Below are 21962 nucleotides of genomic sequence, written 5' to 3'. Positions count from 1 at the left end.
CTTGAACCCGCAATCCCGACACGCAGGAGGATGAGTTGGGGACCGGGTCGAGTCTGCGGAACTTGCAGTGGCCTCGACGGCCCGATTGGTCAATCTTGCACTGGAACCGGAAAGCCGAGAGTATTCCTGGCAGCACAGCAGTCATCATAGGACTACCACGCACATGCAGTTCGACGACGTCATCCTCGGCCGCCGTAGCATCCGCGGCTACAAGCCGGATCCGGTGCCGCGGGCGCTGATCGAGGAAATCATTGCTCTGGCGATGCGCGCGCCGTCGTCGATGAACACCCAGCCGTGGAATTTCTACGTCATCACCGGCGAGCCGCTCGATCGCATCCGGGCCGGCAACACCGAGCGGATGGTGGCCGGCGTGCCGCAGTCGCGCGAGTTTCGCATCGGTCAGCCGTTCGATGGTGCGCACCGCGAGCGCCAGATCGGCGTCGCCAAGCAATTGTTCTCCGCGATGGGGATCGCGCGGGACGACAAGGAGAAGCGCCAGGACTGGGTGCTGCGCGGCTTCCGCCAGTTCGATGCGCCGGTCTGCATCATCGTCACCTATGACCGCGTGCTCGACGGCAGCGACGACACGCCGTTCGACTGCGGCGCCGTCACCAATGCGCTGGTCAACGCCGCCTGGTCGCGCGGCCTCGGCGCCGTCATCAACAGCCAGGGCATCATGCAATCGCCCGTGGTCCGCGAGCACGCCGGCATCGCCGACGATCAGGTCATCATGAAGAGCATCGCGCTCGGCTGGCCGGATCATGATTTCCCGGCCAATGCCGTGGTGTCGGAACGGAAGTCGGTGAAGGAGGCGACGGTGTTCGTCGGGTTCGAGGACTAGTTGCACTCCAAGCGCCGGCAGAAATCGTCGATCACCGCCGCCGCGGCCTCGGCATGGGTTGCCAGCAGCATGTGCGGTGCGTCCAGCTCGCATCGCTCACAGTCGGGTCGTGCCGAAGGATCTCAGCGATTTGCCTCCGGCCGACGAGCCAATCCGAGCTGCCATGCACACAAAGCGCCGGACACGTGGTCTCGGCCAGCCTGTCTCGCTTGTCGACTCGAAGGGCGTCCTTGGCACGTGCTTGAAGAATTGCCGGCGGCAGTGATCTCAAGACCTCTCTCAGGTGCAGCCCGAGCGACGTCATCGCCGCCGGTCCCATGATCGCGGCGGCCACGAGCTTTGACGGGAGCCATCTCGGATCGAGCAGCGACGTGAACCGGGACAACCAGGTCGGCAGCGGATGGCGTGCGAAGCTGGACGCCAGAATGAGTCCCGCAACGCGCGGGTGCGTCGCCGCGATCTCGATCGCGATCGGGCCGGAAAAGGATTCGCCGAGGATCACGAAACGATCCTTCGGTAATCGTCTGCTCACGAAAGCCGTGAGCTCGTCGTAGTGGAGGCAGCGATCGAGAGGGTAGGCGATGGTCTGCGTGAAGCGGTGCGCTGAGAGGCGCTCGGCAAGCGGCTTCAGCAGCTCTCCTGTTCCGTCCATGCCGGGCAGCAGGACGATGGCGATGGTCGTAGGTAGGGTCATGCGCTCACCGTAGCATGGTCCGCTTGCGAGCGTCGCAGGCGGTGCTCGCGGTCTTTCGGAGCTGTTTCTCCCGTCGTCATGCCCGGGCTTGACCCGGGCATCCACGCCCATCTACCTACCTGGCGCGAAGACGCGGATGGCCGGGACTACTCCTGGCGACGATGCGAAACTCCGAGCTTGGCTGAGCGGCATGTTCCGCGTGACATCTTCATCCGTAAAGTGGAAGTCAAAGACGCTGTCTCGCTTTCGACCGCTGAGACAACTCCTCAACGGTCCGACGGGCTGGCTCGCCCCCGAATTTGTACTTGCTATTTTTCCGAAATCATGCTCTTATTCGCGCATCCCGTCCTCATGCAGAGGGGCGTACGCGTCGTCACGATACGTAGAGGCGGGGAGCGGTGGCCGTGGGTCTGTCAGGCGCTTTGGCGCGGACGAATGACAGCTCGCGGACGGTCAAGCCGCGTGGTCCTGGCGTCCCGATGCTGGCGCCAAGTCAGCGATGACGTTCGTGCGTCGTCGCGGACGACGGGGGCAAACAAGCCGGTCCCCGGGGAGAGCGCGGAGCAGCCGTTAAACCCATCGCGCAGGGAGGGCCGGGATGTCTCGGCTGAACCTGTGGTACCTGCCGCCTGCATTTTTTTGAGCAGGCGGGCCATGGGGGCAGCCAGCTCCCGGCCTTCTCTGCGCCCTCGGCAATTTCGAGGGTCTTGATGCGATCAACTCGGGCGCGATGGCGCCGCGGGATGTGTTGATGCGTCTGTGCGCATCATGATGGTCTCGTCGAGTGGTCCCCCACCCCCGACCCCTCCCCGCAAGGGGGAGGGGAGAAGGAGAGCGAGCCTCTCGCCAAATTCACTCGCAGAAGAGCGGAGAAGTTTCGTGTCAGCGAAGAACGCGGCCGCGGATCGGCCCCTCCCCCTTGCGGGGAGGGGTCGGGGGTGGGGGTCCCCGAAGCACTCTGTTAGTTATGAGCTCCTACGAGATAGCTCAACCCCAAGTGCGAACGTCGACGCGTGAGCCTGCGATCCTCAGATCTTCAGCTCACTCCCCGTCACCCGCCGGAACGCTTCGAGATAGCGCTGGCTGGTGGCGTCCACCACGCTCTGCGGCAAAGGCGGCGGCGGGGCCTCGCCGTTCCAGCGGCCGGCCTTGCGCTCGGCGTCGAGATAGTCGCGCAGCGGCTGCTTGTCGAAGCTCGGCTGCGGCCGGCCCGGCTGATAGGCATCGACCGCCCAGAAGCGCGACGAGTCCGGCGTCATCACCTCGTCGATCAGGATGATGTGACCGTCCTTGTCGCGGCCGAACTCGAATTTTGTGTCGGCGATGATGATGCCCTGTTCGCGGGCGAGCGCCTCGCCGAGCGTATAGACCGCGCGCGTCATGCTCTCCAGCGTGTAGGCCGTCTCGTCGCCGACCACCTCGCGCATCCGCGCGATCGTGATGTTCTCGTCATGGCCGGTTTCGGCCTTGGTCGCCGGGCTGAAGATCGCGGGCTCCAGCTTCTGGCTTTCGAGCAGGCCCGCAGGCAACGGCTCGCCGGCGAGCGTGCCGCTGGCGGCATATTCCTTCCAGGCCGAGCCGGAGAGATAGCCGCGGATCACGCATTCGATCGGAAACACGGTGGTGCGCTTGCACAGCATCGCCCGCCCGAGGATCTCGTCGCGATGCGGCTGCAGCGTCGGCACCTCGACGATGATCTCGTCGGTGTCGGCCGAGATCATGTGGTGATGCACGACGCCTTCGAGCGCATTGAACCAGTAGGCCGAGATCTGCGTCAGCACCGCGCCCTTCATCGGGATGGTCTCGTTCATCACCACGTCGAAGGCGGAGATGCGGTCGGTGGTCAGCAGCAGCACGCGGTCGTCACCGACGGCATAGATGTCGCGGACCTTGCCGCGGCCGATTTTCGGGAGCGGCAGATTGCTGGCGAGAAGCGTGGTCATCGTGCGGGGCTTTCGAAACGGGAGTGCTGTACTCCCAATAGCCTATTCCGGCAGCGGAATGAACTCGTGCTCCTGGGGAACGGCGGCGAAGCGGCCGGTTTTCCAGTCCTGCTTGGCCTGCTCGATCCGCTCCTTGCTGGAGGAGACGAAATTCCACCACACGTGGCGCGGTCCTTCCAGCGCGTCGCCGCCGAGGAACATCATCCGGGTCGGCCTGACCGTGCGCACGCTGATGGCGTCGCCGGGGCGGAAGATCAGCAGCCGCGGTCCTTCGTGGCGTTCGCGCGCGATCTCGACCTCGCCGTCGACGATATAGATCGCGCGCTCCTCGTGGTCGGGATCGAGCGGCACGACCGTGCCGGCCTGCGCGGTGACCTCGACATAGAACCAGGGCGAGACCATCGTCACCGGCGAGGCCGCGCCGAACGCGCGGCCGGCGATGATGCGCGCGGAGAAGCCGGTGTCGCTGACCGTCGGCAGCGCGTCGGCCGCATAATGCTGGAAGCTCGGCGCGATCTCTTCGGATTCGACCGGCAGCGCGATCCAGCTCTGCAGGCCCAGCATCTTCTGCCCGTTCTGCCGCTGCAGGTCGGGCGTGCGCTCGGAATGGGCGATGCCGCGGCCCGCCGTCATCAGGTTCATCGCGCCGGGCTGGATCTCGCGGACGTTGCCCTCGCTGTCGCGATGCATGATGGCGCCGTCGAACAGATAGGTGACGGTGGCAAGGCCGATATGCGGATGCGGCCGCACGTCCATGCCCTTGCCGGACATGAACTGCACCGGGCCGAAATGATCGAAGAAGATGAACGGCCCGACCATCTGCCGCTGGCCATGCGGCAGCGCGCGACGTACGGCAAAACCGTCGCCGAGATCGCGGGTGCGCGGCACGATGACGTGCTCCAGCGCATCGCACGAGGTGGGATCGCCGAACTCGGGATCGATTGATGGCTGCCAGCTCATGGGGCGCTCCTGCAATGCGGTCGCGCGAGCTTAGCAGCTTTGCTGAGGCGACGGCAGGGCAGGAGGTCGCCGCGTTTGCTTGATTTGAACGGAGCGAAGCTGCGGCCTAGAGTTCCGCCGCTGACAATGGACTTGTGACGATGCCGCTCGAAAGCCTCGATCTCGCGCTTCGCGCCGCCGCCATCGCGCTGCTGGCCGTGCTCGCCGTCTCGCTGGGACGCGATCTCGGCAGGCAATGGCGCGGCCGGCTCGCGATCGCGCTGGCGCTGGGCTCGGCCGCGCATGCCGCGACCTTCAACATCGGCGGCACGGCTGCGCCATCGCTCGCTTCCGCGCCGCTGATTGCGCTGGCGACCGCCGATATCGTCGTGCTCTGGCTGTTCTGCCGCGCGCTGTTCGACGACGGCTTTATGTTGCGTTGGCTGCACGGCCTGATCTGGCTCGCGGTGTTCGGCTTCAGCCTGCTGAGCTGTCTCGTGCTGGGGCCTGCCGGACATGCACGGCTCGTGATCGTCGCCAATAATTTGCTGGCTCTCGGCTTCCTTGGCCTGACCTTGGCGCAGACCATCCGCTCCTGGGCGGCGGACCTCGTCGAGGGGCGGCGGCGCATCCGTGCCTTCGTCGTCATCGCGGCGATGGCCTATGGCGGCGTCAACGCGCTGCTGCAGATCGCGTCCGCCGGCAGCGGCCCGTCGGAGCTCGCCAACGTCATCAATGCGGCGATGTTCTTGATCGTGGTCGGCGCCGTCGCGCTGATGCTGCTCCAGGTCGCGGCAGGCGACGTCTTCGCGCCGGAGATCCCGCAGGTCGAGACGCCGAACGTGGCAGCGGCCACCGTGGTCGTCCCAGGGGCGGAGACGGCGGCCAACCGCAAGCTGGTCGACGCACTGATGCGGCTGATGGCGGACGAGCGGATCTACCGCCGGGAGAACGTCACGATCGGCATGCTGGCGACGAAGCTCTCCATTCCTGAATACCGGCTGCGGCGGCTGATCAATGGCGAGCTCGGCTACCGCAATTTCAATACCTTCCTGAACGCCCACCGCATCGAGGAGGCCAAGGCCGCGCTGGCCGATCCCGCCCAGGCCGAGGTGCCCGTGATCACCATCGCGATGGACGCCGGGTTCCAGTCGCTTGGGCCCTTCAACCGCGCCTTCAAGGCGGTGACCGGGGTGACGCCGACCGAATACCGGCGCATGAGGCTGTCGGCGGCGTGATCTGTTCGGCCTTGAAACTGCAGAGGAATTCCAAAATCGGCGAGATCCCGGCGATTCTCGGCTGGGATGATTTCCGAAATCGGCGAGCGCCTGGGCCGCAGCCGCGGTCTGGTCCGGCAGATCCAACTGCCGGAGCTCCTCATGACTCGCCGCCTGCTGCTCGCTTTCGTTGCCACCACCGCGCTGACCGCCCTGGCTGTCGGCAGCGCCCGGGCCCGCGACGTGCCGAAAATCGCGACCGGCTTCATTGCCAGCGTGCTGTGCTCGGAGACCTTCGTCTCCGGTCTCGACCCGGACCGCACGCTCTCCGAGACGCGGGCCGCGATGCCCGGCGCCGGCCTGCTGAGCTGGGCGATGGATGTCCGCGTCGATCGCGCCGCCAAGGACGTCACCGTGACGCTGCTCGGGTTCGGCCGCAGCCATGCGGTGTTTCGCGACGGGCTCGGCTGCCATATGGATCATGGCGAGAGCCCGGACTGGCCGACCATCCGGCTGTCCCAGCCGGCCTTGCTGCCCGGCACCGCTCCGCCGCACGGCGTGGCGCCGGCGACACCAGCGCTGACTGCGGCGCTCGATCGCGCCTTTGCCGAGCCGGAGGTGCCGCCGTTCCGGCGCACCCATGCCGTCGTGGTGATGAAGGACGGCAAGGTCACCGCCGAACGCTACGCGCCGGGCTTTGCGGTCGATACGCCGCTGCTCGGCTTCTCCGCGACCAAGTCGATGACCGCGACCTTGATCGGCATTCTCGTCCGCCAGGGCAAGCTCGCGCTGCATGCGCCCGCCCCGGTCGCGGCCTGGCAGAACGAGAGCGATCCGCGCCATGCCATCACCGTCGATCAGCTGCTGCGCCACACCGCCGGGCTCGCGCTCGGCAGCTCGCTGCAGGCCTCGTTGGTGTCGACGCTCGAGCCGGTCAACCGGATGAAGTTCGTCGAAGCGGATCGCGCCGCCTTCGCCGAGTCCATCCAGCTCGAAACCACGCCGGGCGCGGCCTGGAACTATCACGATGGCAACACCATCATCCTTTCCCATCTCATCCGCGATGCCGCCGGCGGCAGCGCCGCGGACGTGCTGCGCTTTGCGCATCGCGAGCTGCTCGATCCGCTCGGCATGACCAGCGTCACGCTCGAATTCGACGCCGCCGGCACGCCGGACGGATCGAGCCAGATGCTGGCGTCGGCGCGCGACTGGGCGCGGCTCGGCCAGCTCTATCTCGACGACGGCGTCGTCGCCGGCCGCCGTATCCTGCCTGCGGGCTGGGTCGACTATGTCGGCACGCCCACACCGAACGCCTTCGTCGGCATCGGCGCCGGCTTCTGGACCAATCGCGGCGACAGCTTTGGCGCCAACTACCGCATCTCCCACGGCTGGCCGCGCGACGCGGTCTTCGCCAAGGGCACGCTTGGCCAATATGTCATCGTCATCCCCTCCGAGCGTCTCGTCATTGCGCGCTTCGGGCGCACCGTGAACTGGCCGCCGGAGGCCGACGGCGTGGCGCAGCTCGTGAGCGACGTGATCGCGGCGACCCATGGGGAATGACGCATGCGCTACGCTCTCCCCAGCGCGGTGGCCTGCGCGACGCGATCGAATCGCTCCAGCGACAGGATCGCATCGGCGAAGCTCTGCGCGCGGTTGCTCAGCACCGGCCGGGCGAGCGTCAGAAACTTGTCGCTCATCGCTTGCGCGGAGGGGAACGAGGTCGGCTCGCCCGAGGGATCGTCGTGCAGCCGCTCGTGCATGCCGTCTTCCGTGGTGATGGTGACGCGCGCGCCGAACGGATGGCTGCGGCCGACCTCCAGCCTGTCGTCCTGCACGACGTCGAACTTGTCGGCGAGCGCATTGATCGCGGTGTCACCCAGCCTGACGTAGTCGTCCCAGCCGAAGCGGCCCTGGTCGAGCGCCAGCGCGCCGGTGAAGAACATCGAGAACTGGCCGCCGACGATCGAGGTCGGATGCCGCTTGGTCGCGGCGTCACCGGTCAAGGTGATGCCGTTGCGATGCAGGCCGACCTCGACGCGCTTGACCTGGTCCGGAGTCAGATTGTGCTCGCGGCGCAGCGCGATGATGGCGTCGATCGCTGCATGGGTATAGCGGCAGCTCGGATACGGCTTCACGCCGATCTTCATCGTCTCATAGGTGGTGCCGAGTCCCGCCACGGCCTTCTCGTGATGCGGCGTGTCAGTATAGCCGACGAGGAGGCCGTGCTTGCCCTCGACGGATTCGATCGCGCCGACGAAGTCGTTCTTGGCGAGCGTCGCCGCGATCACGCCGTTCATCGCCGACGCGCCGACCTGATAGCGCTTGTTCCAGGCGCCGTTGACGAGAAACTGCAGCGAGCCCGCGGCCTGGCTGCCGGAGACGCCGAAGGCGTAGATCAACTGCTGCTCCGACAGGCCGAACAGCTTGCCGGCAGCGGCGGCCGCGCCATAGGTGCCGGCGGTCGCCGTCGGGTGGAAGCCGCGCGCATAATGCGAGGTCGGATCGAGCGCGTTGCCGAGCCGGCAGCACACTTCATAGCCGGCGACGATCGCGGTCAGCACCTCGCGCCCGGACGCGCCGACCATTTCGCCAACGGCGAAAGCGGCCGGCACCACGGGCGCGCTCGGATGCAGCGAGGAATCGGCATGGGTATCGTCGAAGTCGAGCGAATGGCCCATCGTGCCGTTCAGCAGCGCCGCCACGGCCGGAGTCCAGGTCCTGGAATCGCCGAACACGGTCGCCTCGCCGGCCGCATCCAGCTTCAGCGCCGCCAGCATCTTCACCACCGACGGCGTCGATTCCGCCTCGCGCCGGGCGCGGATGGCGCTGCCGAGAAAGTCGAGCGTCAGCACCTTGGCGCGGTCGAGCACCTCGGGCGGGATATCGTCGTATTTCAGGTCAGCGACATAGGCGGCGAGCGTTGCGGTTTCCTGGGCCATCGTGTTTCCTCGCTTTGTTGCAATGACCGTAGGCAAGCCGATTCCGCCTTTCAAGCCGGTTCGGCCGGGTGGGGAGCTGCCATGCCGGGATCGCGCTGGTGCTGTTCGAGGTGAGCGACTGATGACGTCCTTGAAGCGGCTGTTTGGCCGGTTGCGCGCCCGCAAGGCGCCGATGTCGCTGGCGGTCCGCGGCACGGTGGCGGCGACGCTTGCCTTCGCCATCGCCACGGCTTTTCAATTGAAGCTGCCGCTGTGGGCGGTGCTGACGTCGTTGATCGTGACGCAAGGCAGCGTGGGGCGCTCGCTGAAGGCAACGCGCGACTACATGTTCGGTACCATCGGCGGTGCCATCTATGGCGGCGCCATCACGGTCTTCATCCCGCATTCGGGCGAGTTGCAACTGCTCGGCATGCTGATCCTGGCGGTGACGCCGCTCGCTTTCGTCGCCGCGATCAATCCCAGCCTCAACGCCGCCACCGTGACGGCGGTCATCGTGCTGCTGGTGCCGACGATGGGCCATCTCGATCCGCTCGGCTCCGCGATCGACCGCGTGTTCGAGGTCGCGGTCGGCGCGCTGACCGGCCTCGCCGTATCGTTCATCGTGTTGCCGTCGCGCGCGCATGTGCAGATGCGTGCCGCGGCGGGGCGTCTGCTCGAACTGATTGCAGCTGCCTTCACCGAGCTGCTGGCCGGCCTGTCGCGCGGCCGCGACAACGACGCGCTGCATCGGATTCAGGACGGCATCGGCACCGCCCTGACCGAGTTGAACGCGACCGGCGCCGAGGCCGAGCGGGAGCGCTCGGCGTGGCTCTCCTCCGGCGCCGATACGGGTCCGCTGCTGCGCACCATCCTGCGCCTGCGCCACGACGTCGTGATGATCGGCCGTGCCAGCGTGGTGCCGCTGCCGTCGGAGCTGCAGGCGCGCTTGTCCGGACCGGTGTCGCGCGTCAGCGATGCCATCGCGAGCTATCTGCGCGGCTGTGCCGCGGCCATCCGCAACGGCTCCGGTCCGCCGGCGATCTGGCCGATCCACGTCGCGGTGAAGGCCTATGCGGAAGAGGTCGCCGCCGTCCGCAGCGACGGTCTCACGCGGGGCCTGCCGGGTGACGCCGCCGAGCGCTTCTTCGCGCTCGGCTTCTCGCTGGAGCAGATGCGCCAGAACCTGATCGACCTCGAGCGCGTCGTTGCTGAATGGGCGGGAGCGTCGACCGGGAAGCCGCATCGACCGGAGCGCGACGAGACGCCGGATACAGCGGGGGCCTGATCTCCTCATCGCGACAACCGCAGGAAGCGCAGCACCAGCAGGGCCGCATAGATGGCGGTGCCGATCGACAGCCCGATCCAGATTCCGATCGCGCCGAGCCTGGTGTGCAGGCCAAGCACGTAGGATGCGGGAAAGCCGATCAGCCAATAGCCGAGCACGGCGAGCAGCAGCGGCACGCGCGTGTCCTTGATGCCGCGCAGCGCGCCGACCGCGATGGTTTGCAGCGCATCGGTGATGAAGAAGGTCGTGCCGACCAGGAGCAGCGTGGCAGCAAGTGCCACAGTCGCCGCGGCATCGGCGAGGCCGGCGCCAAGAAACAGCTGCACGATCTCGAACCGCGCAAGGATGATGCCGAGCGTGAACAGCATGGCAAGGACGAGGCCGAGCAGCATCGCCATCAGGCCGGCGCGGCGCACACCGTGCGCATCGTTGCGGCCGGCCGCATGGCCGACGCGTACGGTCGCAGCCATGCTGATGCCGAACGGCACCATGAACAGGATCGCCGTGATCTGCAGCGCAATCTGATGCGCGGCGAGAGCGGCCGTGCTGATCAGTCCCATCAGGATCGCCGCCGCCGAGAACAAGCCATATTCGAGCAGGAACGACAGAGAGATCGGAGCGCCGATGATCAGGAGCTGCCGCATCAGCCGCCAGTCGATGCGCCCGAGCCGGGCCAGGACATGATAGTCGCGGAACGGCGGGCGCAACGCGGCGAACCACAGACCGGCAAGAAACGTTCCCAGGTTGACGGTCGAGGTGGCGAGGCCGACGCCGGTCAGGCCGAGCTGCGGAAAACCCCAGTGGCCGTAGAGCAGCGGATAGACCAGCAGCGCGTTGAGCGGGATCGCGGCCAAGGTGATCCAAAGCACCGGCTCGGGGCGGTTGACGGCGCCCATGAAGCTGCGCAGCGCCAGGAACCACAGCATCGGCGCAATGCCCCAGGCGAGGCCGGCCAGATAGTCCTGCGCGAGATGCGCCACGCCCGGCGCCTGTCCGAGTGCGAGCAGGATGACCTCGCCGTTCAGCGCGATCAGCATGATCGGCAACGCGATGAACAGCCCGGCCCACAGCCCGACGCGCAGCGCGCGCCGGACCAGCCCGGCATCGGCCGCGCCGAATGCCTGCGCGGCGAGCGGCGCCACCGCGGACATCAGACCCATGCCGAAGGTCGAGCCGACGAAGTAGACGGTGCCCGCTAACGCGGCCGCTGCAACGGCATCGCCGCCGAGACGGCCGATGAAGGCGAGGTCGGTCGACATCATCGCGATCTGCGACAGCTGCGTCAGCGCCATCGGCGCGGCGAGGCGGACCGTCTCCCAGAGTTCGAGCGCGAGAGAAGGTGTCGGCGCCGCCGGCGGCGGCGCGTGGTCGGTTCCGGCTGTGAAGGTCATGATCGAGGCTATAGCAGTCCCCGCAGTGTCGTGCACATCACGCCGTCGTCGTCATGGGCCGTGCGAGATGCGAGCGTCGCGGCAGCATCATCGTTGGAGCTTGGGTTCGCGACGTCGGCCATCGCGGACTGCTCTCGTGCCGAACCAGATCGGATCGGACGGCCACACACGTTCCCGCGGCACGGCGCGCCCGGGTGATGCTCGATTTGCTCCCCTCGAACAGGAAGAGGGGCAGGGAAGGCCGGGTGCTTGACCACACCCATGGCCCGCCTGCAAAAGATAAGCAGGCGGCAGTCACCACAGGTGGGCCGCACATCCGGCCTTCCCTGCGCCATGGTTGGAACGGCTTATACGTACTCTCCCCGGGGACCGAGCTTGTTTGCCCCCGTCACCTCGCGGATCGCCCGCCGGCTTGACCTCAGCGTCGGGAGGCCAGGACCATACGATTTCGCCGTACACGGCCGCTCCTTCGTCCACGCGCCAGCCTCGAGGAAACCTCAAGTGCGCGCTGTGAGCCGCCGCATCCATCGCATCCCACCCTCAACGTCCGTGACGATCGCGAAGCGCCCCTCTCATGAGGACGGGATGGCCGCAGTATTTCTGACTTTCGGAATAAAAGCAAGCGTAAAATTCGGAAAGGCGTGAATAGTGAAATCGCGGCTTGGCTGATAGCTCCGCAGTTCGATGTGTTCACCGTCATTGCGAGCGCAGCGAGGCCAGTCAGATTGCCTCCGCGGAGCTCCGGATTGCTTCGCTGTGTCCTCGCAATGGCGGCGGGAAGTGAGTGAAACGCTTGCGCGAGATCAGGCGGGCGCCGCGACCTGCCGGAGCATCGCTTTCACGACGAGGCGGTGAAACGGCTTGATGACGGTGAGATAGACGCGGCCGAGAACGTTGTGGGTCTGCACCAAAGTGGTCGCTGTCACCTGCGACGTGGCGCGATGAGAGGAGACGTCGACCAGGACGCGAAAGTCCAGATGCTTGTCGTCGAAGCCGAGCACGAGCCGTGCCGGCGTTTCGTCGACGACCGGAAACATCCCGATCAGAGGACGTGGGTTGTCTGGGTCCGCGCCCGAGGTCTTCAGACCGAAGGGCCTGACCAGCAGGTTGCGAAGCTTCAGGAGCGCCGCCATCCACCAAGGCGCGTGGCCGAGCATGCGCTCGGCCGCCGTGCGGGCATCGATGTCCGGCTCGTCAATCGTGATGCGAAAGGCATCGGCGAACTCCGCGCCCGCGAGCCATCTGGTACGGTCGATGTTGGGAGTGATCTCGCTGATGGCCATGTGCAGTGAGCCTCACATGTCACGGTTGTGACCGCGCTGTGCGCGATGCGGAGCATCATCGCACGCTCATGTTCGCGAAGCCAGCGCGCGAATGGCATAGCGCTACGGCCGGTCATTCGTCATTGCTTCGCTTCGTGCTTCGCTCGCAACGACGTCGGAGAAATGCTGCGTGAATAGCGCTACCGCCCGCGTTCCGGCACGCGCGTGATCTTGGCGCCCAGCGCATTCAGCCGCTCGTCGATGCGCTCGTAGCCGCGCTCGATCTGGTCGGCATTGTCGATATACGAGGTCCCCTCGGCGCACAGCGCGGCCAGCAGCATGGCCATGCCGGCGCGGATGTCGGGGGAGACGACGCGGGCGCCGCGCAGGCGGCTCGGGCCGGCGACGATGGCGCGGTGCGGGTCGCACAGCACGATGCGCGCGCCCATCGAGATCAGCTTGTCGACGAAGAACATCCGCGACTCGAACATCTTCTCGAACATCAGGATCACGCCCTCGCATTGCGTGGCGGTGACGAGTGCGATCGACATCAGGTCGGCGGGAAAGGCCGGCCAGGGCTGGTCCTCCAGCTTCGGCACGTGGCCGCCGAAATCGTCCTTGATCCGCAGCGTCTGCTCCGAGGGCACGATGAGATCGTCGCCGGCAACCTCGCAGACGATGCCGAGCCGCTCGAAACCCATGCGGATCGAGCGTAGATGCTCGGTGCCGGCGCGCACGATGCGTAAGGGAGAGCGCGTTACGGCGGCAAGGCCGATCAGCGAGCCGACCTCGATGTGATCGGGCTGGATCGAGTAGCTCGCCTGGCCCAGCGTGCTGGCGCCATGAATCACCATCGTGTTGGTGCCGATGCCCTCGATGTTGGCCCCGAGCGCCACCAGGAAATGCGCAAGGTCCTGCACGTGCGGCTCGGAGGCGGCGTTGCGCAAGTAAGTCGTGCCGTGGGCGGCCACCGCCGCCACCAGCGCGTTCTCGGTCGCGGTGACGCTGGGCTCGTCGAGGAAGACGTCGGCGCCCTTGAGACCGGAGGCGCGCAGCTCGATCTTGTCGGTCGCGGTGACGGTGGCGCCGAGCTGCTCGAAGGCGAGGAAATGGGTGTCGAGCCGGCGGCGGCCGATGACGTCGCCGCCTGGCGGCGGCAGCGCCACTTCGCCGCAGCGGGCGAGCAGGGGCCCTGCCAGCAGGATCGACGCGCGGATGCGCGCGCAGAGGTCCGGATCGAGGTCCGCGGCGCGGATCTCCTTGGCATGGATCGTGAGCCTGTTCCGGCCGCGCCATTCGGCGGAGGCGCCGACCGAGCGCACCAGCTCGACCAGCGTCTCGGTGTCGCGAATGCGCGGCACGTTGTCGAGCGTGACCGGATGCTCGGTCAGCAGCGCGGCGGCGATGATAGGCAGCGCGGCGTTCTTGTTGCCGGACGGCTCGATCGCGCCCTTGAGCCGGTGACCCCCCTCGACGATGTATTGAATGGGCGCCATGCGCGAAAAGTCCGTTCTGAGATGGTGATTCGCTCGGGGACCGGCGAAAGCGGAACATCGATCTTCAACGGAATTAACACGGAAGGGACGGGCAGGCCACTGCTCCGCAGACTCAGGGTACGCCTAGTCGTCTATCGCGCCAGTGCGAGGTATCCTCGGGCTGGACGTCGCGACTACACGTCCACGTTCGCCGAAAGCGAGTTGTCCTGGATGAACTCGCGGCGCGGCTCGACCACGTCGCCCATCAACTTGGTGAAGATGTCGTCGGCCTCGTCGACCTCCTTGACCTTCACCTGCAGCAGGGTGCGCGCGTCGGTGTCGAGCGTGGTCTCCCAGAGCTGTTGCGGGTTCATCTCGCCGAGGCCTTTGTAACGCTGCATGTTGATGCCCTTGCGGCCGGCATCGGTGACCGCCTCGAACAAATCGACCGGGCCATGGATCACGGTCTGGACGTCGCCACGGCGCAAGGCGCCGGGCTTCGCATAGGCCTCCTGCAGGCGGGCCGCATATTCGTCCAGCTTGCGGGCATCGACGGACGCGAGCAATGCGTCGTCGATGACTGCGACGTCCTTGACACCCCGCACGGTGCGCTCGAAGGTGAAGCCCTGGCCCTCGACGAAGTGGCCGATCCAGCCGCGCTCGACCTCGTCGGCCAGCACGTCGAGCCGTTTTGCGATGTAGGCGGCCGCGGCGTCCGCCGTCGGGATATCGCGGGTGATGTCGGGGCGCAGGACGCCGGCGATCGCGGCCTGCTCGACGACCTTGCGGTCGTAGCGCGTGTGCAGGTTGCGTAGGATGTTGCGGACGAGACGCGCTTCCTCGACCAGCGCCAGGAGGTCGCGGCCCTTGCGCTCCTCGCCTTCCGCCGTCTTGAACACGCAATCGTCGAGGCCGGTGCCGATCAGGTAGTCCTCGAGCGCGCGCTCGTCCTTCAGGTACTGCTCGGACTTGCCGCGCGTCACTTTGTAGAGCGGCGGCTGGGCGATGTAGAGGTGGCCGCGATCGATGATCTCGCGCATCTGCCGGTAGAAGAAGGTCAGCAGCAGCGTGCGGATGTGGGCGCCGTCGACGTCGGCGTCCGTCATCACGATGATCTTGTGATAGCGCAGCTTGTCGATCGAGAACTCGTCGCTGATGCCGGTGCCGAGCGCGGTGATCAGGGTGCCGATCTGCTCGCTCGACAGCATCTTGTCCGGGCGCACGCGCTCGACATTGAGGATCTTGCCGCGCAGCGGCAGCACCGCCTGGAACTCGCGGTTGCGGCCCTGCTTGGCGCTGCCGCCGGCCGAGTCGCCCTCGACGATGAACAGCTCCGACTTGGCCGGATCCTTCTCCTGGCAGTCGGCGAGCTTGCCGGGCAGCGAGGAGACGCTGAGCGGGCTCTTGCGGGTCAGCTCGCGCGCCTTGCGCGCGGCTTCGCGTGCCGCCGCGGCCTGGATCACCTTGCCGACGATCGTCTTGGCCTCGCCCGGATGCTCCTCGAACCAGGCGGCGAGCGCCTCGTTCAACACGTTCTCGACCACGGGCCGCACCTCCGAGGACACCAGCTTGTCCTTGGTCTGCGACGAGAATTTCGGATCCGGCACCTTCACGGAAAGAACGGCGGTGAGACCCTCGCGACAGTCGTCGCCGGTCAGCGCGATCTTTTCCTTCTTCGCATTGGCCTCGGCGTAGCCGTTGACCTGGCGCGTCAGCGCGCCGCGGAAACCGGCGAGATGCGTGCCGCCGTCACGCTGCGGAATGTTGTTGGTGAAGCACAGCACGTTCTCATGATAGCTGTCGTTCCACCACAGCGCCGCTTCCACGGTGATGCCGTTGACCTCCGAGCGCACCATGATCGGTGCCGGGACGATCGCTTTCTTGTTGCGGTCGAGATATTTGACGAACTCCTCGACGCCGCCGTCGTAGCGCATCTCTTCGCGCTTCTCGACCGCGTGGCGCATGTCGGAGAGCACGATGTTGACGCCGGAATTGAGGAAGGCGAGCTCGCGCAGGCGATGCTCGAGCGTGGCGTAGTCGTATTCGACGTTCTTGAACGTCTCCGTCGAGGCGAGGAACGTCACCTCGGTGCCGCGCTTGCCCTTGGCCTCGCCGACCACCTTCAGCGGCGCAATCGCGTCGCCATGGGCGAACTCGATGAGATGCTCCTTGTCGTCGCGCCAGACCCGAAGCTGCAGCTTGCTCGACAGCGCGTTGACCACGGAGACGCCGACGCCATGCAGACCGCCGGACACCTTGTAGGAGTTCTGATCGAACTTTCCGCCGGCATGTAGCTGGGTCATGATGACCTCGGCGGCGGACACGCCTTCGCCCTTGTGGATGTCGACCGGAATGCCGCGGCCGTCGTCGCGCACGGTGACCGAATTGTCCGGATTGAGCACCACCTCGACCGCAGTGGCGTGACCGGCCAGCGCCTCGTCGATCGCGTTGTCGACGACCTCGTAGACCATGTGATGGAGGCCGGAGCCGTCGTCGGTATCGCCGATATACATGCCCGGGCGCTTGCGCACGGCATCCAGGCCCTTCAACACCCGGATCGATTCTGCGCCGTATTCGTTCGCGGTTGCAGGCTCGTTGTCGGCGATAGTTTGCCGGGCGGGTTCGGTCATGTGGGGCCTTCGGAAGGGGTGGTCGAATCGGCATCGCAGATCGCATGCCGAGAGCGCTCTTTCTCTCACGAAAGAAGCCACGCGCCTAGCGCAAAGTGGTACTTCGTAAGACATTGAAGAGATAGCGCTTTTTAACGGTTTTTCAAGGCCTGGCGAAGGTCGTTTTCGTCCCCTCCGAAAGCCGGATTCAGGCCCTTCTCGCGGCTGGTTTTGAGGCGCGCGGCGGGGCGCTTTCGTGTGCGATTCAGGGAACGAGTCACGCGTGACGCGGCAGGCGCCTCCTCAGTAGAGCGGTAGCGGCAGGGCGGTGCCACCAGGGCCAACCATCAGGCCCAGGCATCTCCGGCGGCGAGCTCCAGCGTGTCGCTCACGGCGGGCCGCCGGGCGATCTTCAGTCGCCGACCTTGCCGGGCACGGGCTTCGCTCTGGGTCTCGGCAGGGATGTGGGGCTCGTCGCCGAGCGCTTGGGCGCCGGCAGGTGCCTGCCGTCCAACGACAGCTCCTTCAACCGGCGAACTGACAGGTTCAGCGGCGGAGCGAGTTACCGCCGCGCGCTGATCCGCCCCGCCTCGACGTCGAAGATCTCGCCGAGCTCGCGTAGTTCGGCGAACGCCGCGGGATCGGCGCCGGTCAGCCATACCTGGGCACCGAGCGTGCCCAGCTCGGCGAACAAGGCGGTGCGGCGGCCGGGATCGAGATGGGCGACGATCTCGTCGAGCAGCAGCATCGGCACGATGCCGGTGGTCTCGGCCACGAGCGTCGCATGCGCAAGGATGAGACCGATCAGCAGCGCCTTCTGCTCGCCGGTCGACGCGTCGCGCGCCGGCATGTTCTTCGGCGCATAGACGACATGGAGATCGGTCAGATGCGGACCGTCGAGCGTGCGGCCGGCGGCGGCATCGCGCGCGCGATTGTCGCGCAGGACAGCGCGATAGCGGTCCTCCACCGCGAGCGCGGGTTCGGTCAGCAGCGCATTCTCCATCCAGCCGTCGAGCGCAATCTCGGCGGACGGGAACGCGGAGGCAGCACCGCGCTGACGCAGCATCGCAGCGAGCTTCACCGCGGTCTGGCCGCGGCTGGCAGCGACGGCGACCGCGAGCTCCGCAGTCTCGCGCTCGATGGCGTCACACCAATGGTCGTCGAAATTGCGGACCTCGAGCAGCCGGTTGCGCGAGCGCAACGAGCGCTCCAGCGCCGACACCCGGCTCGAATGCGCGCTGTCGATCGCCAGCACCAGGCGGTCGAAGAAGCGCCGTCGCTCCGATGCCGCGCCCATGAACAGGCCGTCCATCGCCGGCGTCAGCCACACCATGCGGATGTGATCGCCGAAGGCGGCCGCCGAGCCGACCGGCTCGCGGTCGATGCGGCAGCGGCGCGTGGTGCTCGCATCACTGCGCGGCGGCTCGATGCCGGTGCCGAAGGTCGTCAGCCCCAGCGCGCCCTCGACCTCCGCCGAGACCGCCCAGGACCCGTCGCCCTGGTTGTCGGCGACGTCCTCCAGGGTGGCACGGCGCAGGCCGCGGCCCGGCGCGAAGAACGAGATCGCCTCCAGGCAATTGGTCTTGCCGGCGCCGTTGGCCCCGACCAGCGCGACCATGTCCGCCTGCACGCTGACGCTGGCAGCGCGATAGCTGCGGAAATGCGTCAGCGCGAGGCGGTTGATGCGGGAGGGGGTCATCGGGAGGAGCTGGGACCTTGATTCGTCATTGCCGGGCTTGACCCGGCAATCCATCGTCCGCGTCAGCGGACTATTTCATCATATAGATCGCGCAGTCAGGATTGCTCGCGACGATCAGGTCGATCTTCCATTCACGCGACCAGTGCTCGATATTCTTCTCACGCTGCAGCGCCGCCGCGATTGTTTCATGCGTCTCGAAGTAGACGAGGCGCTTGATGCCATAGCGGCGCGTAAAGCTCTCGGCGAGACCTTCGCGGTGCTCATAGACGCGCCGGACGAGATCATTGGTTACGCCGACATACAGCGTGCCGCCCGGCTTGCTCGCGAGAATGTAAACCCAGTAGGCCATTTGTAAGGATGGATGGCCGGGTCAAGCCCGGCCATGACGGGTTAAACTCGATCTCGCAGCAGTCTCGCCTCACACCCGCATCGGCATCAGCACATACAGCGCGTTGCGGTTGTCGCGGTCCTGGATCAGGGTCGGCGAGCCCGGATCGGCGAGGCGGAGCACGGCGACCTCGCCCTCGATCTGCGCGGCGATGTCGAGCAGATAGCGCGAGTTGAAGCCGATATCGAGCGCGTCCGAGGCGTACTCGACCTCGAGCTCTTCGGTCGCGCTGCCGGAATCCGGGTTGGTGACGGAGAGCACCAGCTTGCCGGGGGAGAGCGCGAGCTTCACGGCGCGGCCGCGCTCGGAGGAAATGGTGGAGACGCGGTCGACGGCGGCGGCGAAATCGGCCTTGTCGACGACCAGCTCCTTGTCGTTGTTCTGCGGAATGACGCGGCCGTAATCCGGGAAGGTGCCGTCGATCAGCTTCGAGGTCAGCACCACCTGTCCCAGCGTGAACCGGATCTTGCCCTGCGACAGCTCGATCCTGATCTCGCTGTCATTGTCCTCGATCAGCCGCTGCACCTCGCCCACGGTCTTGCGCGGCACGATCACGCCCGGCATCTCGGCGGCGCCGGCAGGCTGGGGCAGGTCGACCTGGGCGAGGCGGTGGCCGTCGGTTGCAACCGCGCGCAGGGTCGGCTGCTTGGCGGTGCCGCCGGCGTGCAGATAGATGCCGTTCAGGTAATAGCGCGTCTCCTCGGTGGAGATCGCGAACTGCGTGCGGTCGATCAGGCTCTTGACGTCCTTGGCGGGAACCCCGAACGCATGCGTCATGTCGCCTGCGGCGAGATCCGGGAAGTCGCTCTCCGGCAGGGTCTGCAAGGTGAACTTGGAGCGGCCGGCGCGGATCGCGAGCACTGCGCGCTCGCCGTCGCTCTCCAGCACGATCTGCGAGCCGTCCGGCAGCTTGCGGACGATGTCGTAGAACATGTGCGCCGGAACGGTGGTTGAGCCCGCGGTGGCAGTCTCGGCGGCCAGGGTTTCCGTCACTTCGAGATCGAGATCGGTCGCGCGCAGCGACAGCCGGGCATTCTCGGCGCGGACCAGCACGTTACCCAGGATCGGGATGGTGTTGCGCCGCTCGACCACACGATGGACGTGGCCCAGCGACTTCAGGAGCTGTGCGCGTTCGACGGTCACCTTCATTGCACTATACCCGCCCGTTCCAACTAAGCTTGTCCTGGAATGCCGGCGGGCTGAGCAGCGCCGCGGCCGATGGCACCTCGCGCCCGAACGGCGCTTGGCCAGCGTCCAGGAGCGTGAGGGGGAGGCGTAAAGTGGCGCGGATGAGGCCCGAGCGCAAGGGATGGCGGGCCGATTTCCCACGTTTCGGCAGGTGCTTCCGCGATCCGCAGGCCGGGTCCGAGAACGACGTCCGAGCATGACGTCCGAGGACAGCGTCGAAAGGCCGGGGACAACGGCCCGGCTGGGGGCGAACCTTCTGTCCGCTCCCCTGGCCGTGCGTGCCGTCTAGTCCTGCAACTGGCGCTTGAGCGACTCGACCTCGTCGTTCAGCGCGATGTCCTTGCCGACCAGCGCTTCGATCTTGCGCACCGCATGCAGCACGGTGGTGTGATCGCGTCCGCCGAAGCGGCGGCCGATCTCGGGCAGCGAGCGCAGGGTCAGCGTCTTGGCAAGGTACATCGCGACCTGGCGCGGACGCACCACGTTGGCGGTGCGGCGCGACGACAACAGGTCGGAGCGGCTGACGTTGTATTGCCGCGCCACGACGCGCTGGATGTCTTCGATCTTGATGCGCTTCGGTTCCTGCGGCCGCACCAGGTCGCGCACCTCGCGCTCGGCCATGTCGAGCGTGACCGGCTGGTTGTTGAGCTTGGAATGCGCCAGCAGGCGGTTGATCGCGCCTTCGAGATCGCGGCCGTTATGGGTGATCGAGCGGGCGAGATAGTCGAGCACCGGCTCCGGCACGTCGAAGCTCGCATGATGCGCGCGGGCCGCGGCGACGCGCGACTTGAGAATGCCGAGGCGCAGATCCTCGCCGAGCGAGCCCATCTCCACGACGAGGCCGCCGGCAAGCCGCGAGCGGACGCGATCATCGAGGCTTTCGAGGTCGGACGGCGGCCGGTCGGCGGCGATCACCACCTGACGTCCCGCATCGATCAGCGCGTTCAGCGTGTGGCAGAACTCGGCCTGGGTCGATTTGCCCTGCAGAAACTGCAGGTCGTCGATCACGAGCACGTCGATGCCGCGCAGCGCTTCCTTGAAGGCCAGCGCGGTCTGCGATTTCAGCGCCGCGACGAAGCCGTACATGAATTTCTCGGCGGTCAGGTACAGCACCTTGCGCTCGCCGCCGGCATTGCCGGCCCAGGTGACGGCCTGCAGCAGATGCGTCTTGCCCAGCCCGACGCCGGCATGAATGTAGAGTGGGTTGAACATCACGGGATCGCCGCGGCGGCCGTCGGCGACCTGGCGCGCTGCGGCATGGGCCAGCGTGTTGGCGCGGCCGACGACGAAGCTCGCGAAGGTCAGCCGCGGATCGAGCGGCGAGCCGCCGAGCGCGTCATGGCTCGTGGCGAGCGAAGCCGCAGCCGACGCAGTTCGCGTGTCGGCGCTCGTCGCCGGCCGGTTGTCGTTGCGCTCGGCCCGGCGGGCTTCGACGGCGACGGGGGCTTCCTTGACCGGCGTCGCGCAGCGCATTGCGGTGCGAACGGACAGATCGATGCGGTGCACCTCCGGCATCTCGGCCTGCCAGCACGACAGCACGCGCTCGGCGTAATGCGCCTGGATCCAGCTTTTCAGGAAACGCGTCGGCACCGACAGATGGACGCTTTCGTTCTGAACGGCCTCGAGGTCCATGCGGGCAAACCAGCTCGTATAGACGTCCTCGCCGACGGTCGAGCGCAGCCGACCCTTCACGCGAGACCAGCGATCCTGTTCCGAATTTGTCATGGCAGTCGCAACTTTTCGAATTGAGTGGTGGTGTCGTGTGATCGCCGGGCAGACGTCCCGTGAAAGGACACGTGTGCCGCAGCGAGACCTCGAGCGGAGGCTCAACTCCAGACATGGCTCGCCGTTCGGCGCGGACGCCGTCGGGCCATCAATGCTGGTGGAAGAAGCTTCTCCGCGAGGTCAGCGCATACTCAGATGCGCGATGGACGCGGGAGGGCCGATTGCCGTGCTGGCAATGGCCGGGCTGGAGATGTCGATCACTTCAGTGTTGACCGCCAAGGGTGCGTTATCCGGAACCAGCCTATGGTGTGTGCCCGCAATGTGTCCGTAAAACATGCAACCTCCCCGCCCTGCCGTGATTGCTCACGGCAAGTTGTCATCCCAATGC

The 21962-nt window shown here is 66.7% G+C and carries 15 protein-coding genes and 1 pseudogene; 4 read left to right on the top strand and 12 right to left on the bottom strand.

Annotated elements, in window-relative coordinates; all coding sequences use genetic code 11:
* The first annotated feature begins 163 nt into the window (after positions 1 to 163).
* The gene (locus QW881_RS11180) at positions 164 to 841 is read left to right on the top strand and encodes a nitroreductase (protein WP_315758109.1); all 678 of its coding nucleotides are present in this window, start codon (positions 164 to 166) and stop codon (positions 839 to 841) included.
* A gap of 31 nt (positions 842 to 872) precedes the next feature.
* On the opposite strand, the gene QW881_RS11175 is transcribed toward QW881_RS11180, so the two are convergent.
* From QW881_RS11175 to QW881_RS11165, 3 genes are all read right to left on the bottom strand, one after another.
* Positions 873 to 1535 (bottom strand): alpha/beta hydrolase, encoded by a 663-nt coding sequence (locus QW881_RS11175; RefSeq protein ID WP_315758108.1) that lies wholly within the window; start codon positions 1533 to 1535, stop codon positions 873 to 875.
* Positions 1536 to 2563: 1028 nt separating this feature from the next.
* A complete protein-coding gene (locus tag QW881_RS11170) occupies positions 2564 to 3478 on the bottom strand; it encodes a phosphoribosylaminoimidazolesuccinocarboxamide synthase (RefSeq protein WP_315758107.1) in 915 nt (304 codons plus the stop codon).
* A 42-nt stretch (positions 3479 to 3520) separates the two neighbouring features.
* Positions 3521 to 4438: a pirin family protein gene (locus QW881_RS11165; protein WP_315758106.1), complete on the bottom strand. Its 918-nt coding sequence runs from the start codon at positions 4436 to 4438 to the stop codon at positions 3521 to 3523.
* 140 nt (positions 4439 to 4578) lie between these two features.
* Here QW881_RS11165 and QW881_RS11160 point away from each other — a divergent pair, with 140 nt between their 5' ends.
* Entirely contained in the window at positions 4579 to 5655 is a 1077-nt protein-coding gene (locus QW881_RS11160) for a helix-turn-helix domain-containing protein (RefSeq protein WP_315758105.1), read from the top strand.
* A gap of 141 nt (positions 5656 to 5796) precedes the next feature.
* Positions 5797 to 7194 carry a serine hydrolase gene (locus QW881_RS11155; protein WP_315758104.1) on the top strand — a complete coding sequence of 466 codons (1398 nt, stop codon included), beginning with the start codon at positions 5797 to 5799 and terminating at the stop codon, positions 7192 to 7194.
* An 8-nt stretch (positions 7195 to 7202) separates the two neighbouring features.
* Here the strand turns inward: QW881_RS11155 and QW881_RS11150 are convergent, their stop codons facing one another.
* Positions 7203 to 8573, bottom strand: coding sequence for an MmgE/PrpD family protein (locus QW881_RS11150; RefSeq protein ID WP_315758103.1), 1371 nt, complete (start codon positions 8571 to 8573; stop codon positions 7203 to 7205).
* Positions 8574 to 8694: 121 nt separating this feature from the next.
* Between QW881_RS11150 and QW881_RS11145 the strand changes: the two genes are divergently transcribed.
* The gene (locus QW881_RS11145) at positions 8695 to 9837 is read left to right on the top strand and encodes an FUSC family protein (protein WP_315758102.1); all 1143 of its coding nucleotides are present in this window, start codon (positions 8695 to 8697) and stop codon (positions 9835 to 9837) included.
* Between the two features lie 5 nt (positions 9838 to 9842).
* Here the strand turns inward: QW881_RS11145 and QW881_RS11140 are convergent, their stop codons facing one another.
* The 8 genes and pseudogenes from QW881_RS11140 to dnaA all read right to left on the bottom strand — a co-directional run bounded on the left by QW881_RS11140 (position 9843) and on the right by dnaA (position 21574).
* A complete protein-coding gene (locus tag QW881_RS11140; RefSeq protein ID WP_315758101.1) occupies positions 9843 to 11228 on the bottom strand; it encodes an MATE family efflux transporter in 1386 nt (461 codons plus the stop codon).
* 803 nt (positions 11229 to 12031) lie between these two features.
* Complete coding sequence (locus QW881_RS11135) at positions 12032 to 12511, bottom strand: DUF2867 domain-containing protein (RefSeq protein ID WP_315758100.1); 480 nt, start codon at positions 12509 to 12511, stop codon at positions 12032 to 12034.
* A 179-nt stretch (positions 12512 to 12690) separates the two neighbouring features.
* Entirely contained in the window at positions 12691 to 13986 is a 1296-nt protein-coding gene (gene murA, locus QW881_RS11130) for a UDP-N-acetylglucosamine 1-carboxyvinyltransferase (protein ID WP_315715017.1), read from the bottom strand.
* 173 nt (positions 13987 to 14159) lie between these two features.
* Positions 14160 to 16595: a DNA topoisomerase (ATP-hydrolyzing) subunit B gene (gyrB, locus tag QW881_RS11125; RefSeq protein ID WP_315758099.1), complete on the bottom strand. Its 2436-nt coding sequence runs from the start codon at positions 16593 to 16595 to the stop codon at positions 14160 to 14162.
* A 541-nt stretch (positions 16596 to 17136) separates the two neighbouring features.
* The gene (gene recF / locus QW881_RS11120; RefSeq protein ID WP_315758098.1) at positions 17137 to 18273 is read right to left on the bottom strand and encodes a DNA replication/repair protein RecF; all 1137 of its coding nucleotides are present in this window, start codon (positions 18271 to 18273) and stop codon (positions 17137 to 17139) included.
* 62 nt (positions 18274 to 18335) lie between these two features.
* A pseudogene (locus QW881_RS11115) lies at positions 18336 to 18622 on the bottom strand (GIY-YIG nuclease family protein).
* Between the two features lie 69 nt (positions 18623 to 18691).
* On the bottom strand, positions 18692 to 19810 hold the full coding sequence (gene dnaN, locus QW881_RS11110; RefSeq protein ID WP_315735522.1) for a DNA polymerase III subunit beta: 1119 nt from the start codon (positions 19808 to 19810) through the stop codon (positions 18692 to 18694).
* A 324-nt stretch (positions 19811 to 20134) separates the two neighbouring features.
* Complete coding sequence (gene dnaA, locus QW881_RS11105) at positions 20135 to 21574, bottom strand: chromosomal replication initiator protein DnaA (RefSeq protein ID WP_315735520.1); 1440 nt, start codon at positions 21572 to 21574, stop codon at positions 20135 to 20137.
* Positions 21575 to 21962 lie beyond the last annotated feature (388 nt).

Source organism: Bradyrhizobium sp. SZCCHNS3016 (assembly GCF_032484535.1).
Lineage (GTDB): Bacteria > Pseudomonadota > Alphaproteobacteria > Rhizobiales > Xanthobacteraceae > Bradyrhizobium.
This window is presented reverse-complemented; position numbering and strand designations above follow the sequence as displayed.